This is a genomic window from Thermoclostridium caenicola (assembly GCF_900142095.1).
GTDB lineage: Bacteria > Bacillota > Clostridia > DSM-8532 > DSM-8532 > Thermoclostridium_A > Thermoclostridium_A caenicola.
The window spans coordinates 3,283-5,192 of sequence record NZ_FQZP01000077.1 but is presented as its reverse complement, the minus strand read 5'-3'; the positions used below and the strand labels follow the sequence as shown (position 1 = coordinate 5,192).

The 1,910-nt window shown below is 53.4% G+C and carries 1 rRNA gene (running past one end of the window); it reads right to left on the bottom strand.

What is annotated here, in order from left to right:
• Positions 1 to 130 precede the first annotated feature (130 nt).
• Positions 131 to 1,910, bottom strand: a 23S ribosomal RNA gene (locus tag F3H12_RS12670) (it continues 1,359 nt past the right edge of the window).

Genomic DNA, 1,910 nt, shown 5'->3' with positions numbered 1-1,910 from the left:
ATGGGAACAGGTGTTTCCTCTCCGTTATAGCCACCAGATATCTTTCGGGTGCTTTCTAGCACCCTCAAAACTGTATAACGAGCTTACTCCGCTTTTCGTTGAGTTTTCTTCCACCTTCAAAGAACTGTTTTTGGTCAAGCCCTCGACCTATTAGTACCGGTCAGCTCAACGTGTTACCACGCTTACACCCCCGGCCTATCTACCATGTAGTCTACATGGGGTCTTACCCTTTTCAGGTGGGATATCTCATCTTAGGGCGAGCTTCACGCTTAGATGCTTTCAGCGTTTATCTCATCCGCACTTGGCTACCCAGCTGTGCCACTGGTGTGACAACTGGTGCACCAGAGGTGCGTCCATCCCGGTCCTCTCGTACTAAGGACAGCTCCCTTCAAATATCCTGCGCCCACGACAGATAGGGACCGAACTGTCTCACGACGTTCTGAACCCAGCTCGCGTACCACTTTAATCGGCGAACAGCCGAACCCTTGGAACCTGCTACAGCTCCAGGATGTGATGAGCCGACATCGAGGTGCCAAACCTCCCCGTCGATGTGGACTCTTGGGGGAGATCAGCCTGTTATCCCCAGGGTAGCTTTTATCCGTTAAGCGACGGCAATTCCACTCTCATACCGCCGGATCACTAAGCCCTACTTTCGTACCTGCTCGACTTGTCTGTCTCGCAGTCAGGCCTCCTTATGCCTTTACACTCAACGCACGATTTCCAACCGTGCTGAGGAGACCTTTGGGCGCCTCCGTTACCTTTTGGGAGGCGACCGCCCCAGTCAAACTGCCCACCTGACATTGTCCCAAACCCGGATTACGGGCTCTGGTTAGTGTTCCAGCACTCCAAGAGAGGTATCCCAACGGCGGCTCCACGAGAACTGGCGTCCTCGCTTCTCAGCCTCCCTCCTATCCTGTACATGAAATACCGAAACACAGTATCAGGCTACAGTAAAGCTCCATGGGGTCTTTCCGTCTAGTCGCGGGTAACTCGCATCTTCACGAGTACTACAATTTCACCGGATGGGTTGTCGAGACAGTGCCCAAGTCATTACGCCATTCGTGCGGGTCGGAACTTACCCGACAAGGAATTTCGCTACCTTAGGACCGTTATAGTTACGGCCGCCGTTTACTGGGGCTTAAGTTCACTGCTTCGCTTGCGCTAACAGATCCCCGTAACCTTCCAGCACCGGGCAGGCGTCAGCCCCTATACGTCATCTTTCGATTTAGCAGAGACCTGTGTTTTTGGTAAACAGTTGCTTGGGCCATTTCTCTGCGGCCTCTCGTTAAAGAGGCATCCCTTCTCGCGAACTTACGGGATCAATTTGCCGAGTTCCTTAACAACCCTTCTTCCGCTCGCCTTAGGATTCTCTCCTCGTCTACCTGTGTCGGTTTGCGGTACGGGCACCTCTGCTCTCGATAGCGGCTTTTCTCGTCAGTGCGGATTCAGTCACTTCGGTACTCTATTTTCCCTCCCCATCACGCCTTCGGAACATCCTGCGTACTTCACTACAGGACTACCTACCTCGCTTGGACCAGCTATCCCAGCAGCTGGCACGACCTATCCCCCTGCGTCCCCGCGTCTCTCAAACGAGCATCGGTGGTACTGGAATTTCAACCAGTTGTCCATCGCCTACGCCTTTCGGCCTCGGCTTAGGCCCCGACTTACCCTGGGCGGACGAACCTTCCCCAGGAAACCTTAGACTTTCGGCGGTAAAGATTCTCACTTTACTCTCGCTACTCATTCCGGCATTCTCACTAGCATACAGTCCACACGTCCTCACGGTCGTGCTTCAGCCCGTATGCTAAGCTCCTCTACCACGTGAGTGGATTTTATTCATGCCACATTGACTTCCCATCGCGTGATGGTTTAACCTTAACGAAATTTAGTGCCGAACGCGCTTCGCTCGT